General features: G+C 66.7%; 16 protein-coding genes, 6 tRNA genes and 1 other RNA gene. 15 read left to right on the top strand and 8 right to left on the bottom strand.

The features are described from left to right. Positions 1-2 precede the first annotated feature (2 nt). From AC10V3_RS13685 to AC10V3_RS13670, 4 genes are all read left to right on the top strand, one after another. On the top strand, positions 3-1,052 hold the full coding sequence (locus tag AC10V3_RS13685) for a microcin C ABC transporter permease YejB (protein WP_022535801.1): 1,050 nt from the start codon (positions 3-5) through the stop codon (positions 1,050-1,052). After that, positions 1,049-2,185, top strand: coding sequence for an ABC transporter permease (locus AC10V3_RS13680; protein ID WP_022535800.1), 1,137 nt, complete (start codon positions 1,049-1,051; stop codon positions 2,183-2,185). Before AC10V3_RS13685 ends, AC10V3_RS13680 begins: the two co-directional genes overlap by 4 nt. Then, entirely contained in the window at positions 2,182-3,846 is a 1,665-nt protein-coding gene (locus tag AC10V3_RS13675; protein WP_022535799.1) for an ABC transporter ATP-binding protein, read from the top strand. Before AC10V3_RS13680 ends, AC10V3_RS13675 begins: the two co-directional genes overlap by 4 nt. A gap of 364 nt (positions 3,847-4,210) precedes the next feature. Next, positions 4,211-4,894: a C40 family peptidase gene (locus AC10V3_RS13670; protein ID WP_022535798.1), complete on the top strand. Its 684-nt coding sequence runs from the start codon at positions 4,211-4,213 to the stop codon at positions 4,892-4,894. A gap of 71 nt (positions 4,895-4,965) precedes the next feature. Here AC10V3_RS13670 and AC10V3_RS13665 read toward each other — a convergent pair whose 3' ends face one another. After that, positions 4,966-5,886 carry a patatin-like phospholipase family protein gene (locus AC10V3_RS13665; RefSeq protein ID WP_022535797.1) on the bottom strand — a complete coding sequence of 307 codons (921 nt, stop codon included), beginning with the start codon at positions 5,884-5,886 and terminating at the stop codon, positions 4,966-4,968. Positions 5,887-6,130: 244 nt separating this feature from the next. Between AC10V3_RS13665 and gltX the strand changes: the two genes are divergently transcribed. The 7 genes from gltX (at position 6,131) to AC10V3_RS13630 (ending at position 8,747) form a co-directional block, all read left to right on the top strand. Further along, positions 6,131-7,531 (top strand): glutamate--tRNA ligase, encoded by a 1,401-nt coding sequence (gltX, locus tag AC10V3_RS13660; protein WP_022535796.1) that lies wholly within the window; start codon positions 6,131-6,133, stop codon positions 7,529-7,531. Between the two features lie 260 nt (positions 7,532-7,791). Next, a tRNA-Ala gene (locus AC10V3_RS13655) sits at positions 7,792-7,867 on the top strand. A gap of 66 nt (positions 7,868-7,933) precedes the next feature. Continuing rightward, positions 7,934-8,009 (top strand) — tRNA-Glu (locus AC10V3_RS13650). 70 nt (positions 8,010-8,079) lie between these two features. Beyond that, positions 8,080-8,156: transfer RNA gene (locus AC10V3_RS13645), tRNA-Asp, on the top strand. 186 nt (positions 8,157-8,342) lie between these two features. Further along, positions 8,343-8,418: transfer RNA gene (locus tag AC10V3_RS13640), tRNA-Ala, on the top strand. Positions 8,419-8,524: 106 nt separating this feature from the next. Next, positions 8,525-8,600 (top strand) — tRNA-Glu (locus AC10V3_RS13635). A gap of 70 nt (positions 8,601-8,670) precedes the next feature. Further along, positions 8,671-8,747 (top strand) — tRNA-Asp (locus AC10V3_RS13630). A gap of 113 nt (positions 8,748-8,860) precedes the next feature. Here AC10V3_RS13630 and AC10V3_RS13625 read toward each other — a convergent pair. The 6 genes from AC10V3_RS13625 to trxA form a co-directional block, all read right to left on the bottom strand. Next, positions 8,861-10,213, bottom strand: coding sequence for an MATE family efflux transporter (locus AC10V3_RS13625; protein ID WP_022535795.1), 1,353 nt, complete (start codon positions 10,211-10,213; stop codon positions 8,861-8,863). 131 nt (positions 10,214-10,344) lie between these two features. Next, positions 10,345-12,132, bottom strand: a complete 1,788-nt coding sequence (locus AC10V3_RS13620; RefSeq protein WP_022535794.1) for an ArnT family glycosyltransferase — start codon at positions 12,130-12,132, stop codon at positions 10,345-10,347. Positions 12,133-12,378: 246 nt separating this feature from the next. After that, a complete protein-coding gene (locus AC10V3_RS13615) occupies positions 12,379-12,639 on the bottom strand; it encodes a type B 50S ribosomal protein L31 (RefSeq protein ID WP_010814268.1) in 261 nt (86 codons plus the stop codon). A 186-nt stretch (positions 12,640-12,825) separates the two neighbouring features. Next, a complete protein-coding gene (locus AC10V3_RS13610) occupies positions 12,826-13,683 on the bottom strand; it encodes a M90 family metallopeptidase (protein WP_022535793.1) in 858 nt (285 codons plus the stop codon). Between the two features lie 108 nt (positions 13,684-13,791). Beyond that, on the bottom strand, positions 13,792-15,054 hold the full coding sequence (rho, locus tag AC10V3_RS13605; protein ID WP_022535792.1) for a transcription termination factor Rho: 1,263 nt from the start codon (positions 15,052-15,054) through the stop codon (positions 13,792-13,794). A 181-nt stretch (positions 15,055-15,235) separates the two neighbouring features. Next, entirely contained in the window at positions 15,236-15,562 is a 327-nt protein-coding gene (trxA, locus tag AC10V3_RS13600) for a thioredoxin TrxA (protein ID WP_022535791.1), read from the bottom strand. Positions 15,563-16,002: 440 nt separating this feature from the next. On the opposite strand from trxA, the gene AC10V3_RS13595 reads away from it, so the two are divergent. The 3 genes from AC10V3_RS13595 to AC10V3_RS13585 all read left to right on the top strand — a co-directional run bounded on the left by AC10V3_RS13595 (position 16,003) and on the right by AC10V3_RS13585 (position 22,905). Beyond that, positions 16,003-16,284: a hypothetical protein gene (locus AC10V3_RS13595; protein ID WP_022535790.1), complete on the top strand. Its 282-nt coding sequence runs from the start codon at positions 16,003-16,005 to the stop codon at positions 16,282-16,284. 151 nt (positions 16,285-16,435) lie between these two features. Next, complete coding sequence (locus AC10V3_RS13590) at positions 16,436-19,309, top strand: PD-(D/E)XK nuclease family protein (RefSeq protein ID WP_454752126.1); 2,874 nt, start codon at positions 16,436-16,438, stop codon at positions 19,307-19,309. Then, on the top strand, positions 19,306-22,905 hold the full coding sequence (locus AC10V3_RS13585; protein WP_041681097.1) for a UvrD-helicase domain-containing protein: 3,600 nt from the start codon (positions 19,306-19,308) through the stop codon (positions 22,903-22,905). Before AC10V3_RS13590 ends, AC10V3_RS13585 begins: the two co-directional genes overlap by 4 nt. Positions 22,906-23,079: 174 nt before the next feature. Here the strand turns inward: AC10V3_RS13585 and ffs are convergent. After that, positions 23,080-23,178: signal recognition particle sRNA small type (ffs, locus tag AC10V3_RS13580), an RNA gene on the bottom strand. A 219-nt stretch (positions 23,179-23,397) separates the two neighbouring features. Between ffs and AC10V3_RS13575 the strand changes: the two genes are divergently transcribed. Next, positions 23,398-25,884: an adenosylcobalamin-dependent ribonucleoside-diphosphate reductase gene (locus AC10V3_RS13575; RefSeq protein ID WP_022535787.1), complete on the top strand. Its 2,487-nt coding sequence runs from the start codon at positions 23,398-23,400 to the stop codon at positions 25,882-25,884. Positions 25,885-25,935 lie beyond the last annotated feature (51 nt).

The following is a 25,935-nucleotide window of genomic DNA, read 5'->3' as shown; positions in this document are numbered from 1 at the left end:
CGATGCTTGCCTACCTGCTCAAGCGCATTCTGCTGATGATCCCGACGCTGATCGGGGTCATCACGCTGACCTTTGTGGTGATCCAGTTCGTGCCGGGCGGCCCGGTCGAGCAGATGATGATGGAACTGAAAGGGCGGGGCGGCGCCGGCGAAGCCAGCGGCGGCGGTGCCGAATACCGCGGGCGCCGCGGCGTCGACCCCGACAAGATCAAGGAGATCCAGGAGCTGTACGGCTTCGACAAGCCGCCGCTGGAGCGCTACTTCCTGATGCTCAAGCGCTTTGCCCAGTTCGACCTGGGCCAGAGCTACTTCCAGCACCGCAGCGTGTGGGAGCTGGTCAAGTCCAAGCTGCCGGTCTCCATCAGCCTGGGTTTGTGGACCTTCTTCCTGACCTACCTGATATCGGTGCCGCTCGGTATCTCGAAGGCGATCCGGGCGGGCAGTCGTTTCGATGTGGTGACCAGCATCATCGTGCTGGTCGGCTATGCCATCCCGGGCTTCGTGCTGGGTGTGCTGCTGCTGGTGCTGTTCGGCGGTGGCACCTTTGTGCAGTGGTTCCCGCTGCGCGGGCTGACCTCGGACAACTGGGACCAGCTGTCGCTGATGGGCAAGGTGATGGACTACCTGTGGCACCTGGTGCTGCCGATCACGGCGTCGGTGGTGGGGAGCTTCGCGGTGGTCACCATGCTGACCAAGAACGCTTTCCTGGAGGAAATTCGCAAGCAGTACGTGCTGACCGCGCGCGCCAAGGGCCTGGGCGAGCGCCGGGTGCTGTGGAAACATGTGTTCCGCAACGCCCTGATCCCGCTGGTCACCGGCTTCCCGGCGGCATTCATCGGCGCCTTCTTCACCGGCTCGCTGCTGATCGAGACGCTGTTCTCGCTGGATGGGCTGGGTTTGCTGTCGTATGAGGCGGTGCTGCGCCGCGACTATCCGGTGGTGCTGGGCACGCTCTACCTGTTCACGCTGATCGGGCTGGTCACGCGCCTGATCTCCGATGTCTGCTACGTGCTGGTGGACCCGCGCATCCATTTCGAGGGCTTGCACCGATGAAACCGTTCACGCACGCGGTGCCCAACGGCCTGCCGCATTCGCCCTCGCCGCGCCAGCGCGCCTGGCAGCGCTTCCGCCGCAACCGGCGCGGCTACTGGAGCCTGGTGATCTTCGTGATCATCTTCGTGCTGAGCCTGGGCGCCGAGCTGCTGTCCAGCAACCGGCCGCTGGTGGTGCGCTACCAGGGCGAGTATTACTTCCCGATCGTCAAGGTCTACCCCGAGACCGCATTCGACGGCGATTTCCCGACGCCGGCCGACTATCTCGATCCGTTTATCCGCGACCGCATCACCAGCAACGGCAACTTTGCGGTCTTCCCGCTGAACCGGTATTCGTACGATTCGCTCAACTACTTCGCCAAGGAGCCGAACCCGGCGCCGCCGTCGGCCGACAATTGGCTCGGCACCGACGACCGCGGCCGCGACATCCTGGCGCGGCTGCTGTACGGCTTTCGCGTGTCGGTGCTGTTCGGGCTGGCGCTGACCGTGCTCGGCGTGCTGGTCGGCACGCTGACCGGGGCGTTGATGGGCTTCTTCGGCGGGCGCTTCGACCTGTTCTCGCAGCGGGCCATCGAAATCTGGAGTTCGATGCCGGAGCTGTACCTGCTGATCATCTTCGCCTCGATCTTCGAACCCAGCCTGGCGCTGCTGATCATCCTGCTGTCGCTGTTCGGCTGGATGGGCCTGTCCGACTACGTGCGCGCCGAGTTCTACCGCAACCGCTCGCTCGACTACGTCAAGGCCGCGCGTGCGCTGGGCCTCTCGAATATGCAGATCATGTGGCGCCATATCCTGCCCAACAGCCTGACCCCGGTGATCACCTTTCTGCCGTTCCGCATGAGCGCCGCGATCCTGGCGCTGACCAGCCTGGACTTCCTCGGCCTGGGCGTGCCTCCGACCACGCCCAGCCTGGGTGAGCTGCTGGCGCAGGGCAAGGGCAACCTGGATGCCTGGTGGATTTCGCTGTCGACCTTTACTGTGCTGGTGGTGACGCTGATGCTGCTGACCTTCATGGGCGATGCGCTGCGCGATGCCTTCGACACCCGCCTGGGCCTGGCTGCGCTGCGCGGCCGGGTTGAACCCAAGGTCCCGGCGGGTGCGCCGACCGGGGCGGCGCCGGAGGTCACGCCATGACCGCCGTGTCTCCCGTGCTCCAACCTGAGATTTGCCCGGCAGCGGCGGCCCCGGCCCCTGGCTCCACGCTGATGTGTGTGGACAAGCTGTCCGTCACCTTCGGCCACGGCGAGCATGCCACGCGCGCGGTGCGCGAGGTCAGCTTCGACCTGCGCGCCGGCGAGCGCTATGCGCTGGTCGGCGAGTCGGGCTCCGGCAAGACCGTGACCGCGCTGGCGATGCTGCGGCTGGTGGAGGACGCCTACTACGATGGCGCGATCCGCTTCGAGGGCAAGAACCTGCTGGACGTATCGGACCGCGAGATGCGCGCGATCCGCGGCGCCGACATCGCGATGATCTTCCAGGAGCCGATGACCGCGCTGAACCCCCTGTATACGATCGGCAACCAGATCGTCGAGACGCTGGCGCTGCACGAAGACCTGGACCGCCGCGCCGCGCGCGAGCGCGCCATCGCGCTGCTGGAGCGCACCGGCATCAGCGACGCCGCGCACCGCTTCGACAGCTTTCCGCACCAGCTTTCCGGCGGCCAGCGCCAGCGCGCGATGATCGCCATGGCATTGGCCTGCCGTCCCAAGCTGCTGCTGGCCGACGAGCCGACCACGGCGCTGGACGTCACCATCCGCGCCCAGATCCTGGATCTGCTGCGCGACCTGCAGGCCGAGTTCGGCATGGCAGTGATGCTGATTACCCATGACCTCAACCTGGTGCGTGCCTTTGCCCAGCGCGTGGGCGTGATGGAGAAGGGCGTGCTGGTCGAGACCGGCGAGACCGCGCAAGTGTTCGCCGCGCCTCAGCACCCGTATACCCGCAAGCTGATCGACAGCCGCCCCAAGCGCGAGGTGCTGCCGCTGGTGCCGCTGGCGCCGGTGCTGCTGGAGGCGCGCAACCTCAGCGTCAGCTACGCGCGCAAACGCCGCGGGCTGGCCGGCTGGTTCGGCAAGGACCAGTTCGCGGCGGTCAAGGACGTGGACTTCCAGTTGCGCGAGGGCGAGACCGTCGGCATCGTCGGCGAGTCCGGTTCGGGCAAGACCACGCTGGCGCATACGGTGCTGGCGCTGCAGCGCAAGAGCGGCGGCACCATCCATTTCCTTGGCCGCAGCTTCGACGACGCCACCCGCAAGGACCGTTGCCAGCTGCGCTCGCGCATGCAGGTGGTGTTCCAGGACCCGTTCGGCTCGCTGGCGCCGCGCATGACCATCGAGCAGATCGTGGGCGAGGGCCTGGCGTTGCATCAGCCCGGGCTGTCGCGCGAGGCCACGCGCCAGCGCGTGATCGAGGCGCTGCGCGAGGTTGGCATGGACCGCACCGCGCTAGGGCGCTATCCGCACGAGTTCTCGGGGGGGCAGCGCCAGCGCATCGCGATCGCGCGGGTGCTGATCCTCAAGCCCCAGATCCTGGTGCTGGACGAGCCGACCTCGGCGCTGGATGTCTCGATCCAGCAGCAGGTGCTGGCGCTGCTGTCGCAGTTGCAGCACAAGTACAACCTCAGCTACCTGTTTATCAGCCACGACCTGGCCGTGATCCGTGCGATGGCGCACCGCGTGCTGGTGATGAAGGCGGGGGAGGTGGTCGAGGCGGGCGAAACCGAGGCGGTGCTCGGTGCGCCGCAGCATCCGTATACCCGCAAGCTGATGGCCGCGGCGCAGGTCGGCGCGGCCTGAGCATGGGTGCTGCGCAACAACGCCGCAGGCCCGTTCGGCTAGCACCGTTTGATATGCGCTATCCGATAAACAAGATGCGAAATTCGGTCTATATCGTTGATTCACAAGCCAAATCCGTGGAATTTGTAACGGACTTTGACATGTGAATGCCAACCCTTTACCATCCCGCGAGAACTAGTTTTGGGGGTGGTCCGTCCGACGCATTGACGCGTGCGAGGCACGTTTCTGGTGCGATTGCCAGGGAATTGGCTGGCGCGGATGTTGCGTAGGGTTCGCTCCCGGAAGTTCACACGAATTTCACAGATGCCTCAGCCGCCCCGGTCTTGTGCCGGGGCTTGCTTTGGAACGATCAACGGGAGAACCAATGCAGCGATCGGTACTTCATTCCCTGGCGCGCGCCGCCGTGGGGATTGCCATTGCCTGCGGTGCGACTGTGTCGAATGGGGTGCTGGCGGACACGGTATTCAAGGATGCCGACGCCCGTATCGATGCCACGGCCCCGGCCGCGGACTCGCATGCGGAAGGCAAGCGCGGCTTGCTGTCGTCGGTGGTGAATTCCACCAGCAACGTTGCCAGCAAGGCTGGCGACCTGGTCATGAATGCGCTGGGCCTGATCGGCGTGCGTTACCGCTTCGGCGGCAACAGCCCCGAATCCGGCCTGGACTGCAGCGGCTTTGTCCGCTACGTGTTCCATGACACCTTCGGCTTCATGCTGCCGCGCCGCTCTGTCGAAATCAGCCGTGTCGGCACCAACGTCGCGGTGACCGACCTGCGTCCGGGCGACCTGGTGTTCTTCAACACCATGCGCCAGACCTTCTCGCATGTCGGCATCTATATCGGCGACAACAAGTTCGTGCATGCCCCGTCCACGGGCAGCAAGATCCGTGTCGACGACATGCGTGCGGCGTACTGGGTGACCCGCTACAACGGCGCCCGCCGCATCGACGACAAGGAAGGCGGCAGCCGCAGCGAAAGCTTCGGCGACATGGTCGAGACGCTCAAGCGCTACGATCCCAAGGCCGGCCGCGCCACGCTGTACGGCGGCTGAGCTTTCGGTACGCCCAAACAAAGAAGGACTGCTGCGGCAGTCCTTCTTTGTTTGCCGCGCAATGCGCGAGGCTATTGTGGGGCGACGGTGCCCGCCCGCTGCAGCCGCGCCTGTTCCAGCTTCTGGCGCAGCGTTGCCATCACCGCCGCGACGGCCTGTTCGCCCGCCAGCACCGCGCGGTTGCGGGCGTTGAAGTCGCTGCCGCCCATGTCGGGCAGCTCGGGGCGGATCACCACATCGGCGCGTGCCAGCGCCATCTTGTTGATCGACTGGCCCATGATCGCCGTGGTCTGCAGCAATACGCCGCTCTGGCCGGCATTCTTCTGCGCAGACGGATCGGCCGAGATATTGACCGCGATAATGAAGTCCGCGCCCATGCTGCGCGCGGAATCCACCGGTACCGGCTCGACCAGGCCGCCATCGACATAGTCGTGCCCCTGGATCAATACCGGCTGGAACACGCCCGGCACGCTGCTCGAAGCGCGCACCGCCTGCCCGGTGTTGCCGCGGCGGAACAGGATCTTCTCGCCGCTCTTCAGGTCGGTGGCGACGATGCCCAGCGGCAGCTTCATCGCTTCGATCGGCCGGTTCTGCACCAGCCGGTTCACGTAGTTCTGCAGCGCCTCGCCCTTGAGCCAGCCGCCGAAGCGGGTGCCGAAGGGCAGGGCCCAGTCGGCGATGGCCGCTTCGTCCATGGTCAGCGCCAGCTTGTTCAGCTTGAAGCCGTCCAGACCGCTGGCGTACAGCGCGGCGACCACCGCGCCGGCGCTGGTGCCGGTTACCAGGTCGGCATGGATGCCCTGGGCTTCGAGCGCCTTGATCACGCCGATATGTGCGAAGCCGCGCGCGGCGCCGCCGCCCAGCGCGAGCCCGATCTTGACCAGGCGAGGCGTGGGCGGGGTGGCCGCTACCGGCGGCGCCGGGCGCGGGCCGAACGAGCAGCCCGCCAGCAGGGCGGCCGCGGAAATGCCGAGGAAATGACGTCGTTGCATGAAGCGGGATAGTAACCAGGTGGGACCGGCATGCGGTGGCATGTGATGCGGGCGCGGCTCAGGCGCGCCTGACTTTGCGCTTCTTTGCGGCCGGCACGATCTCAGACCGGCGCAAGCATAAATGATTCCGCGCGCGCCCGGCACAGGGGCGGGGTAGGGGGGAATCGCATTGGTATAATGCAAAGCCTGCACATACCAGCCCGCGCGCCGCTGCGCGCGGGCTTTCTTGTTTCTGCCCCTGACCATGACCCAACGCGTCCGCACCCGCTTTGCGCCGAGCCCGACCGGTTTCATCCACCTCGGCAATATCCGCTCCGCGCTCTACCCCTGGGCCTTCGCCCGCCGCATGAAGGGCGACTTCATCCTGCGTATTGAAGACACCGACGTCGAGCGTTCGTCGCAGGAAGCGGTCGACGTGATCCTCGAGAGCATGGCCTGGCTGGAGATGGATATCGACGAAGGCCCGTTCTACCAGATGCAGCGTATGGACCGCTATCGCGAAGTGGTCGCGCAGATGGTCGAGGCTGGCCTGGCCTACCGCTGCTACATGAGCACGGCAGAGCTGGACGCCCTGCGCGAAGCCCAGCGCGAGCGTGGCGAGAAGCCGCGCTACAACGGCTTCTGGCGCCCCGAGCCGGGCAAGGTCCTGCCCGAGCCGCCGGCCGGCGTCGATCCGGTGATCCGCTTCAAGAATCCGATCGGCGGCAGCGTGGTGTGGGACGACGCGGTCAAGGGCCGCATCGAGATCTCAAACGACGAGCTGGACGACCTGGTGATCGCACGCCCGGACGGTACGCCCACGTACAACTTCTGCGTGGTGGTGGACGACCTCGACATGAAGATCACCCACGTGATCCGCGGCGACGACCACGTCAACAACACGCCGCGCCAGATCAACATCATCCGCGCGCTGGGCGGCACGCCGCCGGTCTACGCTCACCTGCCGACCGTGCTCAACGAGCAGGGCGAGAAGATGAGCAAGCGCCACGGTGCCATGGCTGTGACGGGCTATCGCGACGAGGGCTACCTGCCAGAAGCCGTGCTGAACTACCTGGCGCGCCTGGGCTGGGCCCACGGCGATGCCGAGATCTTCTCGCGCGAGCAGTTCGTCGAATGGTTCGACCTGGAGCACCTGGGCAAGTCACCCGCGCAGTACAACCCCGAGAAGCTGGCCTGGCTCAACAACCACTACATCAAGGTCGGCGACAACCAGCGCCTGGCCACGCTGACGCAGCCGTTTATCGAGGCGCTCGGCGGCAAGGTGGAAGGGGCCGACCTGGTCGGCGTGGTGGCGCTGGTGAAGGACCGCGCCAATACGCTGAAGGAAGTCGCGCAGGCCGCGCTGCTGTTCTATCGCGGCGAGCCGCAGCCTGACGCCACCCTCAAGGCCGAGCACCTGACGCCGGAGATCCAGCCCGCGTTGGCCGCACTGGCCAGTCAGCTTGCCGCACTGCCCGAGTGGAAGCGCGAGGCTATCAACGCCACTTTCAAGGCCGTGCTGGCCGAGTTCGGCCTGAAGATGCCCAAGCTTGCGATGCCGGTGCGCCTGCTGGTGGCGGGGCAGTTGCAGACGCCGAGCATCGACGCGGTGTTGGAGCTGTTCGGCCGCGACACGGTGCTGCGCCGTCTGGCCGCAGGCGCGTAAAAAAATCCTGCAAAAGTCCGGCCGGGGGCTTGCGCTCCTGGCCGGACTTGCGCATAATCTCGTTCTCCCTGCAGCGCGGTCCCTGACCAAGCGGGCTGGCGGATCCGCGAGTCTCCGAGCAGATTTAATGTGAAGAGAAAGCGAAAAAGTTAAAACGGGAGCTTGCAAAGATTAGTGGTTGATATATAATCTTGGCTTCGCTTGAAACGGTGGTTAAGTCAGGCGAAAACAAAGCAAGTTGCAGTAAATCGCAGTACCATGGGGCTATAGCTCAGCTGGGAGAGCGCTTGCATGGCATGCAAGAGGTCAGCGGTTCGATCCCGCTTAGCTCCACCAAGATTTCGGAGTCATCCAGGCAGTATCGGGTGGCGCCAGACGGAACGTGTTGAAAAACAAGTTTCTGTCCCCTTCGTCTAGAGGCCTAGGACATCACCCTTTCACGGTGAGTACAGGGGTTCGAATCCCCTAGGGGACGCCATAACAAGCAGGGCGTAATCAGACGCCCAGCCAGTCGTCAAAAAGCGAATGCTCGAGACGGCGCCGACTAAGGAGTGGTAGTTCAGTCGGTTAGAATACCGGCCTGTCACGCCGGGGGTCGCGGGTTCGAGTCCCGTCCACTCCGCCAAAACTAAACCCGCATGGTTAATCACCATGCGGGTTTTTCTTTTAGGGTGAGGGATTATGTCGTTAATCGCCGTGGAAGCAATAAAAAGTATTGCATCCGTTGCGAAAATCACTATATAATCCTGTCTTCGCTGCAAATGCTGCGCTAAGCAGTAGGCGGGGAAGGTGTTCCAGCAGTACCGGATACGGGGCTATAGCTCAGCTGGGAGAGCGCTTGCATGGCATGCAAGAGGTCAGCGGTTCGATCCCGCTTAGCTCCACCAAGAAATTCGGGAAGCATCGAAAAGAAGCTTCCCGGGCGCGAAAAAGCCTGCTACAATAGCCGACTTTCCAGCGCAAGACAGAAAACGCGTTGAAAAACAAGTTTCTGTCCCCTTCGTCTAGAGGCCTAGGACATCACCCTTTCACGGTGAGTACAGGGGTTCGAATCCCCTAGGGGACGCCATAACAAGCAGGGCGTAATCAGACGCTCAGCCAGTCGTCAAAAAGCGAATGCTCGAGACGGCGCCGACTAAGGAGTGGTAGTTCAGTCGGTTAGAATACCGGCCTGTCACGCCGGGGGTCGCGGGTTCGAGTCCCGTCCACTCCGCCAATTTGAAACGCCCGCGCAAGCGGGCGTTTTTATTTTCAGGTCCAACTGCTATGGCAGCGAACTGCACCAAAGCTAAACCCGCACGGTTATCCGCCATGTGGGTTTTTTCTGCCTCAGTTCTCAGGATTCGCGCTGACCCGCGTGAAATACCGCACCAGCAGCACACCCGCAATCGCCAGGCTCACGCTGTTGGCCAGCCAGAAGCCAGCCGCGCCGCGCGTAAACGCCGGCAAGCCGTCGATCAGCCCGAACCCCAGCATATAGCCGCCGCCCAGGCCGATGCCCCACAGCGACCCGGCATAGATCAGCGTGGGAATCAGCGCGATCTTGTACGCACGCAGGATAAAGGCCGTCATCACCTGCACGGCGTCGAAGGCCTGGTAGAAGGCAACGAACAACACCAGCGGCAGCGCCGCCGCGACCACCGCCGGGTCGCTGGCGTAGGCGTGCAGCACCGGCTCGCGCAGCAGCCACAGTAGCGCCCCGGTCAACATGGCCAGCCCCGCCGCCAGCCGGATGCCGCGCCAGGCGAGCCGGCTGGCGCCGGCCAGGTCGCGCGCGCCGATATGCTGGGCCACCAGCGTCGAGGTGGCGATCGCCAGCGACAGGGGCAGCATGTAGGCCACCGCGCCTAGGTTGGCGATGATCTGGTGCCCGGCGAGCGTGACCGTCCCCAGCCGCGTGATAAAGATCGACATCAGCGTGAACGAGGTGATCTCGATCAGGTAAGTCAGGCCCATCGGCACGCCAAGGCGCAGCAGCGCGCGCAGCGGCGCGGCCGCCGGCCAACTCCAGGTATCGAAGATGCGCAGTGGACGATAGGCGCGGCTGTAGCGCAGGATCAGCAGCCCGGCGATGCACCAGGCCCAGCTGATCAGCGTCGAGGCCAGCCCGCAGCCGGGTCCGCCCATCGCCGGCACGCCCAGCCCGCCGTGGATAAACCAGGCGTTGAGCGGCACCTTCAGCAACAGGCCGCCGATCTGCAGCACCGTGACCATGAGCGGGCGCGACAGCGCATTGTTCAGCGCGGAATAGATGCGGAAGCCCAGCGCCGCCGGCAGCCCGAAGGCGCCGAAATGCAGGTAGGTGGTGGCCTTGTCGACCAGTTCCGGCGAAGCCTTGGAAAGGGCAAGCAAGGGCGCCGGGAAGGCCAGCAGCAGCACGCCGGGAATCGCCAGCGCGGCGCCCAGCCACGCGGCCTGGCGCACTTCCGCGCCGATCGCCTCGACCCGGCCTGCGCCATAGAGCTGGCCCGCGATGGGCGCGAGCGCCTGCAGCACACCCATCAGGCTGATATAGATCGTGATGTAGATCGAGCCGCCCAGGCCCACGGCCGCCAGGTCGGTGGCCGAGGCGCGGCCCGCCATCACGGTATCGATGACGCCAAAGGCGATAACGGCCAGTTGGCCGGCCAGCACCGGCGCGGCCAGGCTGCCAATGCGGCGGAGGTCTTGGAGCAGGGTCATTCAGGCTCGGCAGGCTTGGTCAGGGCACGATCCCGGGCCCCTGCGGCCGCCTGCGGCCGGGTTGGTTCGATGGCGCTACTGATGCTATTGGCGCTACAGGCGCTGCGGGACGTGTCGTGCGAGTCGTTGAATCAGGGCTGGCGCGGCAGGCGGCGCCGAGGCAGGTCGGGGCGCGGATGGATGGCACGCGCGGTATCGACCAGGCGATACATGCGGAAGCGCTCGTCGCGGTCCGCGGGGCGGCGGCCTTCCCAGATCAGCCGCCATTCGAAATGCGAGATATTGCCCGGCTCGCCATAGTCCACCGAGTCATGGCGCAACAGCACATCGCAGCCATCGCCCGGCCCGCCGAAGCGGATATGGCCGAAGTAGGCAAACGAAGCCAGCTGCGCGTCGCCCATGCGGATCGGCTGCACGCACTGGTAAGCGGGCGGCAGCGCCATCGCCGCGGCCTGTGCCACGTCGCGATAGGTCTTGCCGTAGTTGATCGACGGCAGCCACAGCGTCATCGCCATCACCCACATCAGTGTGGTGCCCGCTGCGGAAATCACCACCGGGCGCCAGATCTGCTTGGGCGCGCGCGACAGCCGCCAGCGCACGATCAGCACCCAGGCGGCGGTCGCGACCAGCGCGAACAGCACCGCCGCGACGGTGAATTCATGCTGGTAGCCGGGCAACTGGCGGAAGATGTTGCGCGCGATGCGCGGCGGCCAGCCGGTGGTCTTGGCGACCCACATAAACCAGACCGTGCCGCCGAAGATGGTGAAGAACAGCAGCGCGAACCAGTCGATCGCGTTGATCACGCCGCGCGCCAGCGTGGGCAGCGCAAACGCGGCCAGCACCGCCATCGGCGGCAGCAGCAGGATGAACTGCACGTCGCCGGCGCTGCGTTGCAGGAACAGCAGCACCAGCACCGGCAGCAGCAGCGCCAGCGGCATCGCCACGTGGGGCGCGCGGCGCATGCCGGCCCATGCGATCCAGGCCCAGCCCGCGATCGGCCACACCGGCCACGCGTACAGGAACAGGTTGCGCATGTTGAAGCCGAAGGTCTGCATGTTCGGCGAGCCATAGCTGCGGCGATCGTAGCGCGACCACTCGCGGATAAAGGTGACCGCCTCGTTGCGGTCGGCCGCGCCGAAGTAGGTCGCGGTCAGCCACGCCAGCACGATCAGCAGGGCGAGCGGAATGCCGATGGCGAACAGGCGCTGCCACGGCAGCGGTCGGCACACCAGCGCGCAGACCACGGTGCCGCCGAGCATCGCCAGCGGCAGCAGCGGGCCGCTCGCCAACGCCAGGCCACCGAGCGCGGCGCCATAGATCAGGCTGCCCTGGATCGGCTTGTCGAGACTGCGCACCATGCCGTACAGCGCCAGCGCGATAAAGGCGACCTGGCCCACCTGCGGCGTGGTTTCGTGGCCGCGCATGGCCAGGCCCACGCAGGCGAGGAAGATCAGCAGCGCGCCGTCGGCAAGCGTACGGCCGTAGTCGCGCGCGTTGGGCTGGCCGCCGAAGGCATAGGCAAAGGGCTGGACCTCGTCGCGCCGGCCCAGCAGGTAGGTGGTGTACCAGATGCAGGCGCAGGTTGCGAAGAAGAACAGCGCGGTGGCCAGCCGCGCGGCATCGGCCGCGCCCAGCCAGCCGCCGAAGCCGCGGATCATGATTGCGCCGATCCAGAACACCAGCGGGCCGTCCTCGCTGTACGGGCGCCCGGCGATATTGGGCATCAGCCAGTCGTGCAGGCCGCCAGTGGCCAGTTGCCACATCACGCCGAAGCCGGCGGCATCCTCGTTCTTCCACGGGTCGCGGCCGAACAGGCCGACCAGGCCGTAGATGATGCAGATCGCCAGCAGCAGGGCGCGCGGCAGTGCGCCGGTCGCGGCAGCGGTCAACTGGACGGGTGAGGTGTTGGCTTGACGCATCGATGCTCGGGTCGGGCCGGGGCGCAATGGCGCGAAGGCCACAGTATCGCGCATGCGGCGGCCGCGCGGGCCGTGGCATGGCGTAGAGGCCTCACGGGCGTGAGGGAAATCTGATTGGTACTGCGGCGCCAGCCGTCATGGCAGGCACCAAAGCAAAAGAGGCAGCCGATGCTGCCTCTTTGCTGGTTCGCGGGGCCTCGGAGTATCTGTCCGCGGGCCGCGCGAAGCGGGGTTCGCCGAAAGCGATTACTTTGCAGCCTTGCCCAGCTTGTTGCCGAACTTCTGGCGGAACTTCTCGACGCGGCCGGCCGTGTCCATGATCTTCTGGGTGCCGGTGTAGAACGGGTGCGATTCCGACGAGACTTCGATCTTGGCCAGCGGGTATTCCTTGCCGTCCTTCACGATCTTGTCCTTGGTCTGGATGGTCGAGCGGGTGATGAAGCTGAAGTCGCTGGACATGTCCTGGAACACGACTTCGCGGTAATTCGGGTGAATGCCTTCTTTCATGATGAGTCCTTTCTGGTTGGGTAGCCAGTCCGTTGCAATCCGCTGATTCTCTGCCGAGGGCACGACGCGGCGACGAACGAACCACTTGCCGGTAACGGGCAAACTGGAATTATGGCAGAAAAGCAAAGACTTGGGGAAGGGGCTCAAGCATATTGCTACGCGCTCTCAAGCACATGGGATATAACTTTAGCGGCACATCGAGGCGGGGTCTTGCCGGTAGAACGATGCCAGCGACTGGTATATCACTGGCCAGTGCCGCGCCAGGCCGGCGGGCTCGACAAAAAACGCCTCAGACGTCACTGCAAAGAACTCGCTCGGCGCCTCGCTGCCATATGGGTCGATGACGCGAAGCGCCGGCGGCAACCGCTCGGGATGCTCCCAGTCGGATTCCTTGCGTGCGTCCCACGCTTCGGCAAAGCGGTCGTATTCGGTCAGGAAGGTCTGAGCCCAGGCCTCGGCATCGATGTCCGGATGCAGTACGCGCGAGAAGGGCGGCACGCCGTCGGGCTCGCCGTCCAGCATGTCGAGCTTGTGGGCGAATTCGTGGATTACCACGTTGTAGGTGTCGGCCGGCAGTTCATGCTCGCTGTCGATGCCGCCGCCGGGCGTGTGCACGTCCTGCCAGGACAGGATCACCGGCCCGTGTTCCCACGCTTCGCCGCTGGCTTCCTCCACCACGCCATGCACCAGCCCGATCTCGTCCTGCTCGGTCCGGCGGATGATGAACTCGCCCGGGTAGAGCACGATGCCGTGCCAGCCGCGATACCACGGCAGCCCCAGCTTCAGGATCGGCACGCAGGCCTGCACCGCGACGCTGACCACCATCTCGTCGACCAGGGGCAGATCGTGCGCGGTGGAGTATTCCTTCTCGGCGATAAACAGCGTGGCCAGTTCGCGCAGCGCTGCCAGGTCTTCGCTGCCATAGCGCTGCACGAACGGCAGCGTGGCGACCGTGCGCATCCACAGCGCGTCGGGGATCGCGTAGTGCTCCAGCTTGCGGGCCCTGGAGCGGGTGCGCAGGAATGAGGTCAGTTTGCCGAGCATGGTCCAAGCGCCGGTGCGGTCGGGCGCGCAGGGAAATCATCAGGCAACAAAAAAGCGCGCCATGGCACGCCTTCCTGTCCGCCTTGCGGCGATGTTGCAGCGAGGGCTTTAGCCGCCTCTGCGCATCATATCGAAAAACTCCGCGTTGTTTTTCGTGGCCTTCATCTTGTCCATGATGAATTCCATCGCCTGCACTTCGTCCATGTCGGAGATGAACTTGCGCAGCACCCAGATCTTCTGCAGGATTTCCGGCTTGATCAGCAGTTCTTCGCGCCGTGTGCCGGACTTGTTCAGGTTGATCGACGGATAGACGCGCTTCTCCGCGAGGCGGCGCTCCAGGTGCACTTCCATATTACCGGTGCCCTTGAACTCTTCATAGATCACATCGTCCATGCGGCTGCCGGTTTCGATCAGCGCGGTGGCGATGATGGTCAGCGAACCGCCTTCTTCCAGGTTGCGCGCCGCGCCGAAGAAGCGCTTCGGGCGCTGCAGCGCGTTGGCGTCCACACCGCCGGTCAGCACCTTGCCCGAGGCCGGCACCACCGTGTTGTACGCGCGCGCCAGGCGCGTGATCGAGTCCAGTAGGATCACCACGTCACGCTTCAGTTCGACCAGGCGCTTGGCCTTCTCGATCACCATTTCGGCAACCTGCACGTGGCGGATGGCCGGTTCGTCGAAGGTGGACGCGACCACTTCGCCGCGCACCGAACGCTGCATCTCGGTCACTTCTTCCGGACGCTCATCGATCAGCAGCACGAACAGGTCGGCTTCCGGATGATTGTTGGCGATCGCGTGTGCAATGTGTTGCAGCATCACGGTCTTGCCGGATTTGGGCGAGGCCACCAGCAGCGCGCGCTGGCCGCGGCCGATCGGCGCGATCATGTCGATGATGCGGCCGGTGATGTTTTCTTCCGCCTTGATATCGCGTTCGAGTGTGAGCGGCCGGTTCGGGTGCAGCGGCGTCAGGTTCTCGAACATGATGCGGTTCTTGACCGCCTCGGGCGGGTTCCCGTTGACCTTGTCCACCTTCACCAGCGCAAAGTAGCGCTCGCCGTCCTTGGGCGTGCGTACCTCGCCTTCGATCGAATCGCCGGTATGCAGGTTGAAGCGGCGGATCTGCGACGGGCTGATATAGATATCGTCCGTGCTGGCCAGGTACGAAGTCTCCGGCGAGCGCAGGAAGCCGAAGCCGTCAGGCAGAACTTCCAGCGTGCCGTCTCCGAAGATGGTTTCGCCCATCTTGGCGCGCTTCTTCAGGATCGCAAACATCAGTTCCTGTTTGCGCATCCGCTGTGCGTTGTCGATCTCGAGCGTAGCCGCCATTTCGAGAAGCGCAGACACGTGAAGCGATTTGAGTTCTGTCAGGTGCATAGACGAGGGGTACAGATGGCCCGGACGGGCGAGACCTAAAGGGAAGGGGGAAAAATGAGCGAACGCTCGGGGAGTTGTTGGTGGCATCTTAGCACAATCCGACCGGTGCGCCAGGGTGTGGCGCACGCACGTCGGATCGCGACAAAAACCGGAACGCCTGGGTCGGGTTCCGGCGCGCAGCTTACAGGTTGCCGTCGAGGAAGGCGGTCAGTTGCGACTTGGACAGCGCGCCGACCTTCTGGGCCGCGACCGCGCCGTTCTTGAACAGGATCAGCGTCGGGATGCCGCGGATGCCGAACTTGGCCGGCACCTGCTGGTTTTCATCGACGTTGAGCTTGGCGACCTGCAGCTTGTCGCCGTAGTCCTTGGCGACTTCGTCCAGGATCGGCGCGATCATCTTGCAGGGGCCGCACCATTCGGCCCAGAAATCGAGCAGGACGGGCTTGTCGGACTGGAGGACGTCAGCGTCGAAGGAGGCGTCGCTCACATACTTGATTTGTTCGCTCATGGCGGAAAACCTCTGGTTTCGCTTTTTATGTTGAAGGCTGGGCCGAACCGTTACCTTACACGAGATTGCGCGGACCCGTCGGGCGACCCCTTTGCCGCCTTTCTGGCAGGCTAGGGAGGCCGCTGCCGCGCCCGGTGCTGTCGATATGTTACCAGTTTGCCGATTTTCAAGACGGCCCTGGCAAGGCGGCTGAAAAGCCGCCGGCAACGGGATGAATTCTGCTGCAATCCGGCAATTCGTTGAAATGCTTATTTTCAATGGCGTCGAGAGATTCGGGCAATCGGGGCGGGTGTGCCATCGGATGCACTTGAAGCGCTCAGCACGTTGTGATGAATCCGCGTGGCGGGCGCGTAGAATAGAAGCGGTCCGCGGCGCCTGTGTCCGCATGGCGCGCGCCGCGGACCAATCTTGCGCCCCGCGTCACTGACAAGGTCATCGATATGAACACCGATCCCCGCAAGCCTTTGCAGCAGCCCGAGCCCGAGTCCGGCCAGGGGCCGGATGTAGACCACCTGAGCGATGCGCTGGACCATATCAGCAGTGCCGTCGAGACCAACAGCATCGCCAGCGGTGCGGCCAAGGGCCTGGTCTACAGCATCATCGAAACCCTCGGCACGCTGGTGGGCGATCCGGACCTGCCCGAGCATGCGCGCTCCGGTTATGAAGGCCTGCTCGAGACCGCGCGCGAGATCCGTGCGCGCCTGGAAGGCGGCCCGCACTGAGCGCCGCGCGCTTGCTTCGCATTGTTTTCGCCGCCTGCCGGGCCGGCAGGCGGCGACCCTGTATTTTTCCGTTGCTGCCTGACACCTTCTCCGACCGACGCAGTCCCCGCAGCCATGCCGGACTGCGGCCCACGCGCCCCGCTTGCGCCAAATGACGTCGCTACGCTTTCGCCCTGGCCCTGATTTCCTCGACCAGGCGGCTGCCGCTGCCTGGTATTTCCTCGACCGCTGCGGCGCGCCCGAGGCCGGCGCGCACGTGGTGGTGCCTACCGCCGCGCAGATCCCCGGCGTGCGCCAGGCACTGGATGCAGCCGCGCGCGCCGCGGGCCGCCCGCGGCTGCTGCCGCGCGTGCTGACGCTGGGCCACTGGCTGCTTGACCTGCCGCCCGACGGCACGCCGGTGCGCAGCCATGCCGCACGCCTGCTGGCGGTGCAACAGGCGGTGCGCGGGCAGGACTGGCTGCGCCGTGCCTTCGGCGCGCAGAACGAGACCGCGGCGTGGGGGCTGTCGCAGACGCTGCTTGCGATTTGCGACGAACTCAATGCGCGCTGGCTTGAGGACGCTGCCATCCGCGACGACGAGATCGATGGCGACGACCGCGCCGGGTTGCTGCAAGGGGCGCTGGAGCGGACCTATTCGCACCTGTCGGAGCGCTTCCTCGGCGAAGAGGCGCGCATCGTGCTGGCATTCTGGCAGGCGTTGTCCGGGCCGGACGATCCGCTGCCCGCGCGGCGCCGCGCCTTGCGCGAGCTGTCGCAGCAGCTGCGCGGCCCGGTGATCTGGATCGCCCCGACGCCGCCCACGCCGCTGGAAGCCGCGTTCCTGCGCGATGCCGCCGAGCTGGTGCCGGTGATGCAGGTCGGCTATGACTGGACCGGGCAGGGCGAGACGGATGCCGACTGGTACCAGACGCTGCTGGCGCTCTGGCCGGAAGCGCAAATCGCCAACGACACCGACAACGCCGAAGCCGCATCACCGCTCCCCGCCATGCCCGCGCTGCCGCCGCAACGACCCGCCATCCGCGTGGTCGGCAGCGCGCGCTTCGAGGATGAGGCCGCGGCCGCCGCCGCGCAGCTGGTGCAGTGGCTCAACGAAGGCCGCCGCAATGTCGCGCTGGTCGCGCACGACCGCGTGGTGGCACGGCGCGCGCGCGCCTTGCTGGCGCGCGCCGGTGCGCCGGTGCGCGACGAGACCGGCTGGAAGCTGTCCACCACGCGCGCCGCCGCCGCGCTGATGCGCTGGTTCGACCTGCTGGTGCGCGACGGCGATACCGCCGCGCTGCTCGACCTGCTCAAGAGCCCGTTCTGCCTGCCGGATGTTGCCAAGCGCGGCGCGGCCATCGCGCTGCTGGAGCGCCAGGTACGCCGCGAAGGCATTACCGGCGGCTGGGCGCGGCTGCGCCAACTGTTCGGCAGCGAACCGACAACCGTGCCGCAAGCGTCTGCCGAAGAGGAGGACGCGGGCGAAGCGCCACGCAGCGCGGCACGCGGACTGATCGCCTTGCTCGCCGACGAGGCCGCGCGCTGGCCGCGCGGCCTCGCCCAGCATCCGCTCGCCACCTGGCTGGAACGGCTCGACGGCATGCTCGACACGCTTGGCATGCGTACGGCGCTGGCCGCTGACGATGCCGGCAGCCAGCTGCTCGATGCGCTGGCGCGGCTGCAGGAGCTGCCGCAGGACGAGACCGGCGGGCATGCCACGCTGTCGCAGGGCGAATTCCGCGCGATGCTGGCGGCGCTGCTCGAATCGGTCGCCTATAAAGAGCCCTCGGCCAGCGGCCCGGCGCGCATCACCATCCTGCCGCTGAACGGCGCACGCATGCGTCGTTTCGAGGGCGTGGTGATCGTCGGCTGCGATGACGCGCAGCTGCCGTCCAGTGCCGCCGAGCTAATGTTCTTCTCCAACCAGATGCGGCGCGAGCTGGACCTGGAAGACCGCGAGGCCCGCTTTGCACAACAGGCGCGCGACCTCGCCGAAGTGCTGTTGAACAACGCCGACGTGGTGATGACGTGGCAACGCTACGGCAGCCGCGGCGAACCGCACCATGTGTCGGGCTGGATCGAACGGCTGGCGGCGTGCTGCACGCGCAGTGGTGTCAGCATCGAGGCCAACGCTGCACCGCAGGCGCACGAGACGTTTGCCGATGTCCGCGGCATGCCGGCGCCCGAGGCCGCGGCGGAGCTGGTGCCGGTGCGCTGGAGCGCGCAGGCCTACAACATGCTGCGCCGCTGCCCGTACCAGTTCTTTGCCGGCCGCATGCTGGGCCTGGCCGGCCTTGAAACGGTCAGCGACGAGCTGGAGAAGCGCGAGATCGGCGAACACCTGCATCGCGTTCTGCTGCGCTACCACAAGCATCTGCAGGCGCGGCGCGAGCGCGGCGAGACGCTCTCTGAAGAGCAGCGCCTCGCGCGCCTGCGCGAGATCTCCGACGACGTGTTCGGCGCGCTGATGGCCGAGGACGGCAATGCCATTGCCTACTACCGGCGCTGGCGCGAGGTGATGGCGTCCTACGTCGCCTGGCAGTCCGCGCGCGAGGCCGAGGGCTGGTTCTGGCGCGGCGGCGAGCTCGACGCGGGCATCGACCTGCCAATGCCCGACGGCCAGCCGCTGCGCCTGACCGGCCGTATCGATCGGCTCGACCAGGGCCCGGACGGCGCGCACGCCGTGCTCGACTACAAGACCCAAAGCGCCACCCGGCTCAAGCGCAAGCTGGCCGAAGTCGAGGAAGACTGCCAGTTGCCGTTCTACGGCCTGCTGCGGGCTGACGCGGTCGGCGGCAGCTGGGTCTCGCTGGAGGGCGCCCGTGAAGGCACCCCGGCCGCGCAGCGCGAAGTCGGCCTGCCCGATTTCGAAGCCGCCGTCACCTGGCTGGAACGGCAGATGCGCAACGACGTGATGCGCCTGCGCCAGGGCGCGAAGCTGCCCGCGTTCGGCGATGCCTCCGCCTGCCTGTATTGCACCGCCCGCGGCCTGTGCCGCAAGGGCTTCTGGGAATCCACCGCCGTGCCGGTGCTGACATCATGATGGTCCACGATCCACTCCACGCCCAGGTCCAGCCCTACCAGCGCGACGGCAACCCGGTTTCCGAGGCCGAGTTCACACGCGCGGCCTGCGACCCCGCCCGCTCGGTCGTGGTCGAGGCCTGCGCCGGCAGCGGCAAGACCTGGCTGCTGGTGGCGCGGCTGGTACGCCTGCTGCTGGCCGGCGCCGCGCCGCACGAGATCCTGGCGATTACCTTCACGCGCAAGGCCGCGGAAGAGATGCGCGACCGCCTGCTGGAAGTGCTGGCCCAACTCTCGCGCGACAGCGATGAGGACGTGGTCGCCGCGCTGGTGCAGCGCGGCCTGACCCCGGAGGCCGCGCGCGATGCGCTGCCGCGCGCGCGCGGCCTGCACGCGCAGGTGCTGGCCGCGCCCGGGCGCATGGCGATCGACACCTTCCACGGCTGGTTCGGCACACTGCTGCGCGGCGCGCCGCTGGCGTCGGGCATCGTGCCGGGCGCGGCATTGCGCGAAGACGCGCTGCGCATGAAGCGCGAAGCCTGGGCCCCGGTCTGGCGCGCGCTAGCCACGCCGCAATACGAAGACCTGCGCGCCGCCTGGGAAACGCTGGTTGATACCGTCGGCGACTTCCAGGCGCGCGCGCTGCTAGACGCCATGTTCCACGCGCGTAGCGAATGGTGGGCGATGCAGGAGGGCGGCGACCCGATGCAGGCGCTGTCCGATTGCCTCGGCGAAGACGCGCAGGGCGACGTCCTGCTGCAGGCGCTGGCCGACGAAGGCTGGCGCGATGCCTGCGAAACGCTGGCGCTGCGCCTGGGCGCCGGCGGCAAGACCGAACAGACCCACGCCACCCGCATCACCGATGCGCTGATGGCGATCACTGCCTGGCGCGAAAGCGGCGCCCAGCCCGGCAAGGCGTGCGAGCGCGTGTTCGCGCAGCTGCGCGCCGCGTTCTTCACCACCGCGGGCGAGCCGCGTTCGCTGCGGCGCACCGCCGCGCTGGTCAAGGCCGCCGGTGGCGAAGGCATGGTCGATGCGCTGATGGACGAGCATGCGTCGATCTGCGCAATGCTCGACGATATCAGCGCGCGTTGCTGCGAGGCCGCGGTGCTGGCGATCAACAAGGCGCTGTTCTGCATCGGCGACGCGCTGCTGACGCGCTACCAGCAGCACAAGCACGATCAGCGCGCGATGGACTTCGCGGATCTCGAATGGCAGGCCGCGCGGCTGATGTCCGACGAAGAGACCGCCACCTACCTGCAGGTGCGGCTCGATGCGCGCTACCGCCATCTGCTGCTCGACGAGTTCCAGGACACCAACCCGCTGCAATGGCGCATCCTGCAGGGCTGGCTGGCCGGTTATGCCGGTTTGGGCGAGCGGCCGACAGTGTTCCTGGTCGGCGACCCCAAGCAGTCGATCTATCGCTTCCGGCGTGCCGATGCACGCCTGTTCGGCGCGGCCGGCGAGATGCTGCGCAGCGCGTTCGGCGCCACCGTACTGCGCACCAACCGCACGCGGCGCAACCGTGCTGAAGTGCTGGACTGGGTCAATGCCGTGTTCGATGCGGCGCGCACCGAGGGACGCTATCCGCTCTACGAGACCCAGACCTCGGCGCTTGCCGATGGCGGCGGCCCGGTCTGGCTGCTGCCGCTGGTGGAACCGGAGGACAAGGCGGAAGCGTCCGTGGACGACGCCGACGACGCGCAAGCCGAAGAGGCATCGGCCCATCGCGACACCCTGCTGCAGCCACGCCGGCAGGCCGGCGATTCGCTGCGCCTGGAAGAAGGCCGGCGCGTAGCCGCGTGGCTGCGCCAGGTGCGAGACAACGTGCCGGTCCACGAAGGCGGCACGACCCGTCCCGCGCGCTGGAGCGACATGCACCTGCTGGTGCGCCGCAAGACCCATCTGGCCGACTACGAGCGCGCGCTGCGCGAGGCCGGCATCCCGTGCCTGAGCCCCCGCCGCGGCGGGCTGCTGGCCACGCTCGAAGCCCTCGACCTGTCGGCGCTGCTGGCGTTCCTGATGACGCCGGAATCGGACCTGGACCTCGCCCACGTGCTCAAGAGCCCGCTGGTTGGCGCCACCGATGATGACCTGGTAGCGATGGCGCAGATCGAAGGCGAGGGCAGCTGGTGGTCGCGGATCGAGGCAGGTGGCCTGCCTGAACACGTGTCGGACGCGCTGCGCGAAGGCGTGCCGCGGCTGCGCCAGTGGCTGCGCATCGCGCCGCACCAGCCGGTGCATGACCTGATCGACCAGATTTTCCATGGCGGCGAAGTCCGGCGGCGCTATGCCGAGGCCGCGCCGCCCGATATCCGCGAGCAGGTGCTGGCCAATCTCGATGCCTTCCTGAAGCTGTCGCTGGACCTCGACGGCGGCCGTTATCCGAGCCTGCCAAAGTTCATCGACGAACTGCAGGAAATCCGCCGCGGCGACGAGGGCGAAAGCCCGGACGAAGGCGGCATGGGCGAGAGCGCCGAAGACGTCGAGCCGGCCGAGGACGATCCCGCCTATGCCGGCCTCGATGCGGTCCATATCCTGACCGTGCACGCGGCCAAGGGGCTGGAGGCGCCGTTCGTGGTGCTGCTGGACGCCAACCACAGTGAGCCCGCCGCGGACAAGGGCGGCATCCTGGTCGACTGGCCGCCGTCGTCGCCGGTGCCACGGCATTTCTCGGCCTACGGCAAGCGCAGCGAGCGCGGGCTGGCGCGTGCGCCGCTGTTCGAGGCCGAGGTGGCGCTCACCGAGCGCGAGAACTGGAACCTGCTGTACGTGGCCATGACGCGCGCGCAACAGGGCCTGCTGGTCAGCGGCGTCAAGGGCCGCGCCAGCCGCAGCAGTTCAGGCGATGCCAATGCCGAGATCGCAGGCAGCTGGTATGTGCGGCTGCAGGCCGCCGGCGTCGGCGAGATGGTGCCGGCCTATCCCGGCGAACAAGCCGATGCGCAGAACCGCGCTCCGACGCTTGCGCGCCTGAGCGAGCCGGTGCGCTTCACCGATTTCCGGCTGCGCTACCGCGATGCGGTCGACGAGGGCCAGTCGATTGCGTTCGAGGAAGAGGGCGCGCCTGAAGCCGAGGACGACGGCATCGTCTTCAACGCCGCAGCCGCGCGCCACGGTGAACTGGTGCACGCGCTGCTCGAGCGCCTGACCCGCTATCCGGAAGCCTTTGCGGGCGTTCCGGACATGGATACGGTGCTGCGCTGGTTCCCTTTGTCGGGCGCGCACACCGAACAGGCACGGCAGGCGTGGCGGCAACAGGTGGAAGAGGCGGTGGAGGCGGTAGGCGCAATGCTGCAAGCACCTGCGCTCGCACCGCTGCTGACGGCGGGCGAGGCGCGCAACGAAGTCGAACTCTATGATGCGCGCGGCCGGCTGCTGCGTATCGACCGGTTGGTGGAATTCGAGGACCGCGTGGTGATCGTCGACTACAAGCTGCGTCTGCTGCCGCAGGAGCATGCCGCCTATCGCGCGCAGTTGGGCCGCTATGTGGCGGCGGTCGCGCCGATGTTCCCGGGCAAGCGCATCGAGGCCGGCGTGGCCACGGCGGACGGCGAGTGGATTCCGGCCGAGCGCCTGGTGCAGCCCATGCTGGCACAGCAAGGCTCGTTGTTCTGAACGGATTGTGCGCCGGACAGGGTGGAAAAATCGGCGCAAAATGGGCCTTGCGGCGCACGGCCGCCGGCCCGCTGTACTAAAGTGACAGGGACTGCGCTGCAAGCGACGAAACGCGTGCCGGATCCGATGGGTATTGCGAAGGTGGGGGAGGGTACTGCAAAGGGGAAAGTAGAGGTGGACGAGCCTGACCCTCGGCACTGGCGGAAAACGGCTGTGGCTGCTTCGTTCCCGACCTGACCAGGTTGACCGCGCCACCATGCGAGGAGGCCCGTCCGAGCGGCATTGTAACCCAGACCGGCAGGTCCCGTCGAATTTGCCTTTGCCTCGGTGGGTCGTTGGGCGCGGCGATGCAGCGGCTTGATCTTGCGCAGGCGGGCCAGGCCACTGTGGCCTGACCATGACAGGCCGCCGCGGGCAGCGCGGCGCAGCGCGCAGGCAAGTGCGTGCAGAAACAACGATCCACCCAACCCGCACAGCGTGGTGAGCCAAGACATGAACGCAAACGACCAGATCATTCGCGGTGCCATGGCGCCGCAGGAAATCTCCACCGAAGTCCTGATCGAGAAATACGCCAAGGGCGAAGAGCGCACCATCTCCGATGTCAGGCAGCGCGTCGCGCGCGCGCTGGCGCAGGCCGAGCCGGAAGACCAGCGCGAGGCCTGGAGCGCGCGCTTCCTGTGGGCACAGGAAAACGGCTTCGTGCCGGCCGGGCGCATCAATTCAGCGGCCGGCACCGGCATCCAGGCCACGCTGATCAACTGCTTCGTGCAGCCGGTGGGCGATTCGGTGTCCGAGCCACGCGAAGGCCGCCCCAGCATCTACACCGCGGTGGCGCAGGCCGCCGAAACCATGCGCCGCGGTGGCGGCGTGGGCTATGACTTCTCGGCGATCCGCCCGGCCGGCGCGCTGGTGCGCGCCACGCATTCGCGCGCGTCGGGGCCGGTATCGTTCATGAGGGTGTTCGATGCATCCTGCGCCACGGTGGAATCCGCCGGCGCGCGCCGCGGCGCGCAGATGGGCGTGCTGCGCTGCGACCATCCCGATATCGAGAGCTTTATCCACGCCAAGGACAAGGGCGACCTGAGCAACTTCAATATCTCCATCGGCGTCACCGACGAATTCATGCAGGCGGTGCAGGCCGACGGCGAAGTCGAGCTGGTGCATGAAGCCGAGCCCGGCGCGGACATGATCGCCGCCGGCGCCTATCGCCGCGACGACGGCCAGTGGGTCTACCGCCGCGTGCCGGCGCGCCACCTGTGGGACCAGGTCATGCAGGCGACCTACGACCATGCCGAGCCTGGCATCCTGTTCCTGTCGCGCATCAATGCCGACAACAACCTCTATTACTGCGAGCGCATCGAGGCCACCAACCCCTGCGCCGAGCAGCCGCTGCCGCCTTACGGCTGCTGCTGCCTGGGCTCGATCAACCTGACGCGCTTCGTGCGCCAGCCGTTCTCGTCGCAGGCCCAGTTCGATTTCGATGCCTTTGCCGAGGTGGTGCGCGTGGCCACGCGCATGCTCGACAATGTGCTCGCCGTGACCTTCTGGCCGTTGCCGGAACAGCAGGCCGAAGCCCACGCCAAGCGGCGCGTTGGCCTGGGCTTCCTTGGCCTTGGCAGCGCGCTGGTGATGCTGGGCCTGCGCTACGACACCGAACCGGCGCGCAAGCTGGCGGCGCAGATCGCCGAACGCATGCGCGACGAGGCCTACCTGGCGTCGACCGAACTCGCGGTCGAGAAGGGTGCCTTCCCGCTGTTCGATGCCAACGCCTACCTGCAGAGCGGGTTTGCCAGCCGGCTGCCCGAGACCGTGCGCGACGCCATTGCGCGCCATGGCCTGCGCAACTCGCACCTGCTGTCGATCGCACCGACCGGCACCATCACGCTCGCCTTTGCCGACAACGCCTCCAACGGCATCGAGCCGGCGTTCTCGTGGACCTATAACCGCCGCAAGCGGATGCCGGACAACAGCTACCGCAGCTTCGAGGTGGCGGACCACGCCTGGAGGCTCTACCGTCACATGGGGTCTGATATGGCGCAGTTGCCGGACGCGTTCGTCACCGCGCTGCAAATGTCGGCGCTGGATCATATGCGCATGCTGGAGGCGGTGCAGCCCTATATCGACACCAGCATCAGCAAGACAGTCAACGTGCCGGAGGACTACCCGTATGAAGCCTTCCGCAATCTTTACCTCGAGGCGTGGCAGGCCGGGCTCAAGGGCCTGGCGACTTACCGCCCGAATTCCGTGCTCGGCGCCGTGCTGTCGGTCGAGGCGCCGACAGCGCCAGCCGCGGCAGTGGCCGACGACAACCCGCTGGTGCGCCCCTTCAACAGCCGGCCCGTCGGCGACCTGGAAGGCGTGACCTCCAAGGTCGAGTACCTGACCTATGAAGGCCACAAGACCGTCTACCTGACTGTCAATTTCATGCGCGTGGCCGGCGTGGTCGAAGGCAAGCCGGTGGCGATCGAGCGCCCGGTGGAGTTCTTCATGCCGGCGGGGCAGCGCAGCGAGGGCCAGCAGTGGATCACCTCCACCATGCGGCTGCTGTCGATGGTGGCGCGCTCGGGCGGCTCGGTGGCCAAGGCGCTGGCCGACATGCGCAACGTGGTGTGGGACAAGGGCACGGTGCGCTACGGTACGCTGGTGCGCCAGGATGGCACCGAGGTGCCGCGCTTCCATGACTCGGAGGTGGCTGCGCTCAGCTATGCGCTGCAGCGCATCCTGATCAAGCGCGGCTTCCTCGATGCCGAGGGCGGGCAGGTGCCGGTGGCGGCGCTGGCTGTGCGGCTGGCGCAGCGCGAGGGCGGCACGGCGGCGCTTGCCGCCGAAGTGGACGCTGGCGTCCAGGCCGGCGCCGGGGTGGTCACACCTGGCGTCGGCACCGGCAAGCCGTGCCCGGAGTGTGGCGCGCACGCCCTGCACAAGGTTGACGGCTGTGCGAAATGCGCCAATTGCGGCTACGTGGGCGAGTGCGGCTGAAGCCTGCGGCGGGGCCCTGGCGGCTGGCTTCCCTGGCAAGCAGCAAAGTCC

Source organism: Cupriavidus sp. PB-02, from assembly GCF_058252315.1.
This window is presented reverse-complemented; position numbering and strand designations above follow the sequence as displayed.

What these genes read in the sequence shown, in the direction of transcription:
- AC10V3_RS13620 (WP_022535794.1), bottom strand. Translation starts at nt 12,132, where the DNA reads ATGCGTCAAGCCAACACCTCACCCGTCCAGTTGACCGCTGCCGCGACC.
- AC10V3_RS13585 (WP_041681097.1), top strand. Translation starts at nt 19,306, where the DNA reads ATGATGGTCCACGATCCACTCCACGCCCAGGTCCAGCCCTACCAGCGC.
- AC10V3_RS13685 (WP_022535801.1), top strand. Translation starts at nt 3, where the DNA reads ATGCTTGCCTACCTGCTCAAGCGCATTCTGCTGATGATCCCGACGCTG.
- gltX (WP_022535796.1), top strand. Translation starts at nt 6,131, where the DNA reads ATGACCCAACGCGTCCGCACCCGCTTTGCGCCGAGCCCGACCGGTTTC.
- AC10V3_RS13595 (WP_022535790.1), top strand. Translation starts at nt 16,003, where the DNA reads ATGAACACCGATCCCCGCAAGCCTTTGCAGCAGCCCGAGCCCGAGTCC.
- rho (WP_022535792.1), bottom strand. Translation starts at nt 15,054, where the DNA reads ATGCACCTGACAGAACTCAAATCGCTTCACGTGTCTGCGCTTCTCGAA.
- AC10V3_RS13675 (WP_022535799.1), top strand. Translation starts at nt 2,182, where the DNA reads ATGACCGCCGTGTCTCCCGTGCTCCAACCTGAGATTTGCCCGGCAGCG.
- AC10V3_RS13625 (WP_022535795.1), bottom strand. Translation starts at nt 10,213, where the DNA reads ATGACCCTGCTCCAAGACCTCCGCCGCATTGGCAGCCTGGCCGCGCCG.
- AC10V3_RS13615 (WP_010814268.1), bottom strand. Translation starts at nt 12,639, where the DNA reads ATGAAAGAAGGCATTCACCCGAATTACCGCGAAGTCGTGTTCCAGGAC.
- AC10V3_RS13575 (WP_022535787.1), top strand. Translation starts at nt 23,398, where the DNA reads ATGAACGCAAACGACCAGATCATTCGCGGTGCCATGGCGCCGCAGGAA.
- AC10V3_RS13590 (WP_454752126.1), top strand. Translation starts at nt 16,436, where the DNA reads ATGACGTCGCTACGCTTTCGCCCTGGCCCTGATTTCCTCGACCAGGCG.
- trxA (WP_022535791.1), bottom strand. Translation starts at nt 15,562, where the DNA reads ATGAGCGAACAAATCAAGTATGTGAGCGACGCCTCCTTCGACGCTGAC.
- AC10V3_RS13610 (WP_022535793.1), bottom strand. Translation starts at nt 13,683, where the DNA reads ATGCTCGGCAAACTGACCTCATTCCTGCGCACCCGCTCCAGGGCCCGC.
- AC10V3_RS13670 (WP_022535798.1), top strand. Translation starts at nt 4,211, where the DNA reads ATGCAGCGATCGGTACTTCATTCCCTGGCGCGCGCCGCCGTGGGGATT.
- AC10V3_RS13680 (WP_022535800.1), top strand. Translation starts at nt 1,049, where the DNA reads ATGAAACCGTTCACGCACGCGGTGCCCAACGGCCTGCCGCATTCGCCC.
- AC10V3_RS13665 (WP_022535797.1), bottom strand. Translation starts at nt 5,886, where the DNA reads ATGCAACGACGTCATTTCCTCGGCATTTCCGCGGCCGCCCTGCTGGCG.